The 7,563-nt window shown below is 62.3% G+C and carries 4 protein-coding genes; 1 reads left to right on the forward strand and 3 read right to left on the reverse strand.

Annotation, left to right across the window (positions count from 1 at the left end; genetic code table 11):
* Positions 1-48 precede the first annotated feature (48 nt).
* The 3 genes from alaS to cckA all read right to left on the reverse strand — a co-directional run bounded on the left by alaS (position 49) and on the right by cckA (position 6,842).
* Positions 49-2,709, reverse strand: a complete 2,661-nt coding sequence (gene alaS / locus MOV63_RS25020; protein ID WP_247037962.1) for an alanine--tRNA ligase — start codon at positions 2,707-2,709, stop codon at positions 49-51.
* A 185-nt stretch (positions 2,710-2,894) separates the two neighbouring features.
* Positions 2,895-3,983: a recombinase RecA gene (recA, locus tag MOV63_RS25025; RefSeq protein WP_038542844.1), complete on the reverse strand. Its 1,089-nt coding sequence runs from the start codon at positions 3,981-3,983 to the stop codon at positions 2,895-2,897.
* A gap of 246 nt (positions 3,984-4,229) precedes the next feature.
* Positions 4,230-6,842 carry a cell cycle histidine kinase CckA gene (cckA, locus tag MOV63_RS25030; RefSeq protein WP_247037964.1) on the reverse strand — a complete coding sequence of 871 codons (2,613 nt, stop codon included), beginning with the start codon at positions 6,840-6,842 and terminating at the stop codon, positions 4,230-4,232.
* A gap of 252 nt (positions 6,843-7,094) precedes the next feature.
* Here cckA and MOV63_RS25035 point away from each other — a divergent pair.
* Positions 7,095-7,563: flagellar biosynthetic protein FliO (locus tag MOV63_RS25035; RefSeq protein ID WP_247037966.1), on the forward strand; the 469-nt coding region annotated here is incomplete at its 3' end.

A 7,563-nucleotide genomic window follows, 5' to 3' on the forward strand; every position in this document is an offset into this window, starting at 1 on the left:
TTCCTTTGAAACCGAAAAGCGGACTATGCCCGCTTCCGGTGTTTGTCGTCAGGCGCCGAGAGCGGCTGCCACCGCGTCGAGCGCCTCATTGGCCTTGGCGCCATCCGGTCCGCCGGCCTGGGCCATGTCAGGACGGCCGCCGCCGCCCTTGCCGCCAAGCGCCACGGACGCGACCCGGACCAGATCCACGGCGCTGAAGCGCTCGACCAGGTCAGGCGTCACCGCGACCACGGCGCTGGCCTTACCGTCTTCCGAAACACCGATCAGCGTGACGACGCCGGAGCCGAGGCTCGCCTTGCCTTCATCCGCCAGGCCCTTCAGGTCCTTGGCATCGATGCCGTTGAGCGCCTTGCCCATGAACTTGATGCCGCCGATCTCCCTGAAATCGCCGGCCGAACCACCCTGCCCGCCGCCCATCGCAAGCCGGCGCTTGGCATCCGCCAGTTCCTTCTCGAGCTTGCGGCGCTCGTCGATCAGCGCCTCGACGCGCGAAACCAATTCCGCCGGCTGCACCTTCAAGGCACCTGCCAGCGTCTTCACCCGCTCATCCTGCTCGGCAAGATAGAGACGCGCCGCCTCGCCCGTCACCGCCTCGACGCGGCGAACGCCGGCGCCGACGGCGCTTTCACCGAGAACGTGAACAAGGCCGATATCGCCGGTCGCATTGACATGGGTGCCGCCGCAGAGCTCGATCGAATAAGCCTTGCCGGCCTTCGGGCCTTCGATTGCCTTGCCCATCGCAACGACGCGAACTTCGTCGCCGTACTTTTCGCCGAACAGCGCCATGGCGCCTTCCGCGATCGCATCATCGACGCTCATCAACCGGGTCGTGACCGGCGCGTTCTGGAGGATGATGGCATTCGCCATGTCCTCGACCTTCTGCAATTCTTCGGCCGACATCGGCTTCGGATGCGAAACGTCGAAACGCAGGCGCTCGGGCGCGACAAGCGAACCCTTCTGGGCCACGTGCGTGCCAAGCACTTCGCGAAGTGCCTCATGCAGCAGATGGGTGGCCGAATGGTTGGAACGCAGGCGCGAGCGACGATCGTGATCGACCGTCAGCGCTGCGGCATCACCGACCTTCAACCTGCCCTCGGTCACGGTGGCGATGTGGACGAATACGCCCTCGCCCTTCTTCTGGGTATCCGAGACATTCAGCCTGGCGTTGTCGGTCGCAATCACGCCGGTATCGCCCATCTGGCCGCCGGATTCGCCGTAGAACGGCGTCTGGTTGACGACGATCTGGATCTGTTGGCCGGCGGACGCGCTGTCGACAGCCTTGCCGTCGCGGACGATCGCCTGCACCACGCCTTCAGCGGTTTCCGTGTCATATCCGAGGAATTCGGTCGCGCCGTGCTTTTCCTTGAGCTCGAACCAGATCGTTTCCGTCGCCTTGTCGCCGGAACCGGTCCAATGCGAGCGGGCTTCCGCCTTCTGGCGCTGCATGGCGTCGGTGAAACCGGAAATATCGACGCCGATTTCGCGGGCACGCAAAGCGTCCTGCGTCAGATCGAGCGGGAAACCGTAGGTGTCGTAGAGCTTGAAGGCGGTCTCGCCATCGAGCATATCGCCCTTGTGAAGCGTGTTCGTCGCATCCGACAGCAGCGAAAGGCCGCGCTCCAGCGTCTTGCGGAAGCGGTTTTCCTCGAGCTTCAGCGTTTCGGAAATCAGCGATTCGGCACGGACCAGTTCCGGATAGGCGCGGCCCATCTGCTGGATGAGCGCCGGCAGCAGCTTCCAGAGCAGCGGATCGCGGGCACCTAGCAACTGCGCGTGGCGCATGGCGCGGCGCATGATGCGGCGGAGCACGTAACCGCGGCCTTCGTTCGAGGGCAGCACGCCATCGGCGATGAGGAATGCGGAGGACCGCAAATGGTCGGCGATGACGCGGTGGCTGCCGCGATGTTCGCCTTCCGCCTTGACGCCGGTCGCCTCTTCCGAGGCAGAGATCAGCGCTCGGAACAGGTCGATGTCGTAATTGTCGTGCTGGCCCTGCAGGACGGCTGCAACACGTTCCAGTCCCATGCCGGTGTCGATCGACGGGCGCGGCAGGTCGATCCGCTCTTCCTTCGTCACCTGCTCGTACTGCATGAAGACGAGGTTCCAGATCTCGATGAACCGGTCGCCATCCTCTTCCGGCGAACCGGGAGGGCCGCCCCAGATATGGTCGCCATGATCATAGAAGATTTCCGAGCACGGGCCGCAAGGACCGGTATCGCCCATCGCCCAGAAATTGTCGCTGGTCGGAATGCGGATGATCTTGTCGTCCGAAAGACCGGCGATCTTCTTCCAGAGGCCGAAAGCTTCGTCATCGGTGTGATAGACGGTCACCAGGAGCCGCTTGGCGTCGAGGCCGAATTCCTTGGTGATCAGGTTCCAGGCAAGCTCGATGGCATTCGCCTTGAAATAGTCGCCGAAGGAGAAATTGCCGAGCATTTCGAAGAAGGTATGGTGACGGGCGGTGTAACCGACATTATCGAGGTCGTTATGCTTGCCGCCGGCACGAACGCATTTCTGGGCGGTCGCCGCGGTCGAATAGGGGCGTTTCTCAAGACCAGTAAACACGTTCTTGAACTGAACCATGCCGGCATTGGTGAACATCAGTGTCGGATCGTTGCGCGGCACCAGCGGACTGGAGGACACGACCTCGTGTCCGTTCTTTCGGAAATAGTCGAGGAAGGTCGACCGGATTTCATTCACGCCGCTCATGCTACGCCCTTTTTACCGCCGGATGCGGTCCTATTATTCGAAAACCAGAGGCTTGTATCGCCCACACCCCCAACTGTCCAGCCGCCCCGCCGCCTCACCGAACGAGAAACCGGCCGCGCATCTTTCCATGCGCGACCGGTTCAAAATAATCCGCCGGAGAAATCTCCGAGTGCGGCGGAACCGCTTTACATATCCGCGGCCGCGTCGCCGTCGTCAGCGTCGGGACCGCCGTTCTGCAGGAAGCGGTCGGCAATAAGGCCGGCATTCTGGCGGAGCGACGTCTCGATTTCCCGGGCAAGTTCAGGATTGTCGCGCAGGAACGTCTTGGCGTTCTCACGGCCCTGGCCGAGGCGCTGGCTGTTATAGGAGAACCAGGCACCGGACTTCTCGACGATGCCGGCCTTGACGCCGAGATCGACGAGTTCGCCGGTCTTGGAAACGCCTTCGCCATACATGATGTCGAATTCGACCTGCTTGAAGGGAGGCGCCATCTTGTTCTTGACGACCTTGACGCGGGTCTGGTTGCCGACCACTTCCTCGCGTTCCTTGACCTGACCGATGCGGCGGATGTCGAGGCGAACCGAGGCGTAGAATTTCAGTGCATTGCCGCCGGTGGTGGTTTCCGGAGAACCGAACATCACGCCGATCTTCATGCGGATCTGGTTGATGAAGATCACCATCGTATTCGATTTGGAAATCGAAGCGGTGAGCTTGCGCAGCGCCTGGCTCATCAGGCGTGCCTGAAGGCCCGGCAGGCTGTCGCCCATCTCGCCCTCGATTTCGGCACGTGGCGTCAGAGCCGCAACCGAGTCGATAACGAGGACATCGACGGCACCGGAGCGAACCAGCGTGTCGGTGATTTCGAGCGCCTGCTCGCCGGTATCCGGCTGCGAGATCAGAAGGTTCTGCAGATCGACGCCAAGCTTGCGGGCATAGACCGGGTCGAGCGCATGTTCGGCGTCGACGAAGGCGCAGATGCCGCCCTTCTTCTGGGCTTCGGCAATCGTCTGCAACGCAAGCGTCGTCTTGCCGGAGCTTTCCGGACCGTAGATTTCAACGATGCGGCCCTTCGGCAGGCCGCCAATGCCAAGCGCGATATCGAGGCTGAGAGAGCCGGTGGAAACCGTCTCGATCTCGACAATGCTCTCGTTTGCACCGAGCTTCATGATCGATCCCTTACCGAAGGACCGTTCGATCTGCGACAATGCCGCTTCCAGCGCCTTACTCTTGTCCACGCCTTTATCCTCTACGAGCCGCAAACTATTCTGTGCCATCTGGTCCCACCTTTAGGTTATTGCCGCCGCGCACGCAATGAAGCAGCCGATAAAGGTGATGTACCTATTTTGTTCTCATTTGGCAAGGGTCGCCCAAGAGATTGAGTCAAAATAGGTATTTCGATTTCGTTCTCATGATGTTCACGCCCGCCGTGGGTTTGGAAAATTCCCGTTTGAAATCAAGGCTGCGCCGCAATTTGACGAGGGAATCGCGGCGTTTGAAATTTATGAGGGACGATCCGATTCTCACTCCGAATCGAGCATTTCCCGGACCGCCACGGCAAGCTGCTTCAGCGAGAAGGGCTTTGGCAGGAAGCCGAATTTCGCGTCGGCGGGCAGGTTGCGGGCAAACGCATCCTCCGCATAACCGGAAACGAAGATGAACTTCATGTCCGGATAGGTCTTGCGCAGTTCCGTCAAAAGCGTCGGCCCGTCCATTTCAGGCATGACGACGTCGGAGACGACGATATCCACCTGGCCCTGGAGCTCTTCCATGATGTCGAGCGCCTCAGTGCCGGAACCCGCTTCGTGCACGGTGTAGCCACGGGTTTCCAGCATGCGCTTGCCGCCTCGGCGGACGGCCTCCTCATCCTCCACGAGCAGGACAACTGCCGACTTTCCGGTGAGGTCGAGGTCGTCGGATGCAGGCGTCGACACGACAGGCGCAATAGCGGCCGGCGGCGCCTGCGTACCGGTTGCGGTAACGTCCTGGACGACGACGGGCGTTTCGGGAATGTGGCGTGGGAGGAACATGCGGAAACTCGTGCCGCGTCCGACTTCCGATTCGGGATAGATATAGCCGCCGGACTGTTTGATGATGCCATAGACCATCGAGAGGCCGAGGCCGGTCCCCTTGCCGACTTCCTTGGTGGTGAAGAACGGTTCGAAGATCTTGTCCATGATTTCGGGCGAAATGCCCGTGCCGGTGTCGGAAACCTCGACCATCACGAAGTCCTCGGCCGGCAGATCCGCCTGGTTGAAACCGCCCGCATCCTCGGCGGATACATTGCGGGTCTTGATCAGGATCGTGCCGCCCTGGGGCATGGCGTCGCGCGCGTTGACGCAGAGGTTGATCAGCACCTGCTCGAACTGCGACAGGTCGGTGCGCACCGGCCAAAGATCGCGGCCGTAATCCACTTCAAGCTTCACATTGGTGCCGGAAATCAGCCGGTCGACCAGCATGCGCAAGTCGCCGACGACGTCGGTGAGGTTCAGCACCGCCGGCCGCATGGTCTGCTTGCGAGAGAAGGCGAGCAGCTGGCGCACCAGCACGGCGGCGCGGTTGGCGTTGCGCTTGATCTCCATCAGGTCGGCAAAGCTCGCATCCGAGGGGCGCGCCTGCAGGAGGAGGTGGTCGGAGGACAGAAGAATCGCCGTCAGGACGTTGTTGAAGTCGTGGGCGATGCCGCCCGCCAGCGTGCCGACCGCATTGAGCTTCTGGGTCTGCGCCATCTGGGTTTCGAGCGCCTTCTGCTCCGTCGTCTCGACGGCATAGACGATCGCGGCCTCTTCAGGCGCTTCGTCGCTCTCGTCGATCACGGCATTCACGTAAAAGCGCACATAGCGGTTCTCGTCGCCGGGATGGCGCGAATCGATCGGCGCTATATCGCCCTGGCCGTCCTTGGCGGCGGCAATCGCCTGCATCAGATGCTGGCGGGAATTGTCGTGCACGATGCGGTCGAGTTCGATACCGGCATCCACGTCGTCGCGGGAGACGACGCCGGCAAACAGTTTGAGGAACGGCGCATTGATGCGCAGGATCCGGCCTTCGCCATCGACGGAGGCGATCGCCATCGGCGTATTGTTGAAGAAGCGCGTGAAGCGCATCGCGGAGGCGGACTGGTCGCCCTCGCCGCCCTTCGGCCGCGCCAGCACGATGGTGCGGCTTTCGCCCGGTGCGCCGTCGCGGGTGGCGCTGACATTGTGCACCAGCCGCACGGGCAGGCTCTGGCCGTTGGCGCGGCGCAGATCGAGATCGAGCGTCTCGGTGCGCTTCAGACCGGGCGCGGCCTGCACCGATTGGATCAGCGCCATGCCCTCGCCCGCCACCAGATCAGCAATCGTTACCGAGCGCGGCACGAACTTGGTCAGGTCGATGCCGAGCCATTCGGCAAGCGTGGCGTTCAGATAGAAGATCTCACCCTTCTTGCCGGCGGAGAAGAAACCGGCGGGCGCGTGGTCGAGATAGTCGATAGCGTTCTGCAGCTCGCGGAAGAACCGTTCCTGGTCGTCGCGCTCCGAGGTGATGTCGGTGATCTGCCAGATGTCGAGCTGGCCCTTGCGGCTGTCGGCGGGCGTCAGCAGCCGTGCCTTGAGACGGTACCAGTGGGCACCGGAACCATTGCCGGTCGTCCGTCCGATCGGCTGGAGAAGCCGGAACTCCTCATGGCCTTCCCGGCCCTCGCGCAGAGCCGTCGTCAGCCGGTAGAGCGCCTCAGTCGATTCGCGGGTCTTGGACAGAAGCGCTTCGAGCGACTGAACGTTGCTCGCCTTGGTCGCACCGGTCATCCGGCCATAGGCGGCATTGGCGTAAAGAATGCGGCCCTTGGCATCGGTGATCAGAATGCCGTCGGGATGGTTGGCGAGGAAACCGCGGGCCAATTCGTCGGAACGCGACTGCGGCATGACCTCGACGAGGCCGATGATCGACGACACCAGGAAGAAGATGCCGACCATGGCGAGAATGCCGAGCAGGCCGAGCACCAGCTCGTTGTCGAGCGCATGCTGGAACATCACGAAGCCGGCAGCCACGCCACAGAGAACGAGCGCCAGAAGAACGATTCGGACGATGGTGCCGCCACGCGTCCCTTTTTCCACCAGGGGCGCATCGTAGTTGCCGCTCTGCTGCAACTTCGTCATCAATTCCTCGCATTTCGACCGGCGCAGCGGCCATGAACATTCAGGGATCAGGAATCCCGCGATTCCTTATTAGCAAGTTGCTGGTTAAGCAAAAAGCTCTGCTGAGCCACAAAACCCGGGACAGTTTGGCGGAGTGACCTATCTTTGCTTTTCTGCGCTGTCTTTCAGCGCGCAACAGTGACAGTTAGCAGCTTGCTTCGGTAGGAAAAAAGTCGTTTTTTACCGCAGGGTTCATATGAGGAGTGGCAAGAGATGTTAGATGACCTGATGGGCGCCTATGGAGGCCGCCTGGTGATCGCAGTCGTCGGCGTCGGCATTGGGCTTCTTGTCCTCATCGGCGCGCTCTGGCTCATGCGCGGCCGCGCCGGCCCGTCCCCCTTCGTGCGCGGCGGCAAGAATCGCCAGCCGCGGCTTCAGGTGCTGGATGCAGCGGCCGTCGACGCGCGCCGTCGTCTGGTCCTCATCCGCCGCGACGGGGTCGAGCACCTGATCATGATCGGCGGGCCGACCGATATCGTCATCGAAAGCGGAATTTCCACGGCGGCACCCGCCGTGCCGGTGATCCCAGCAAGCGCGGCAAACCGCTTCCAGCCGCTTGACATGACGGCTCCCGGTCAAGCCGCACCCGCCATGGAAGCCCGGCCGGCTCCCGTCGCCGAACCCCGCCCTGCCCAGATCCCACGTCCCGCGGCTCCGGAAACGCGCATCGAGCCGGCACGGG

Source organism: Neorhizobium sp. SHOUNA12A, assembly GCF_023006505.1.
Taxonomy (GTDB): Bacteria; Pseudomonadota; Alphaproteobacteria; order Rhizobiales; family Rhizobiaceae; genus Neorhizobium.

Coding starts and splice junctions, on each gene's coding strand:
- alaS (WP_247037962.1), bottom strand. CDS start 2,709: ATGAGCGGCGTGAATGAAATCCGGTCGACCTTCCTCGACTATTTCCGA.
- recA (WP_038542844.1), bottom strand. CDS start 3,983: ATGGCACAGAATAGTTTGCGGCTCGTAGAGGATAAAGGCGTGGACAAG.
- cckA (WP_247037964.1), bottom strand. CDS start 6,842: ATGACGAAGTTGCAGCAGAGCGGCAACTACGATGCGCCCCTGGTGGAA.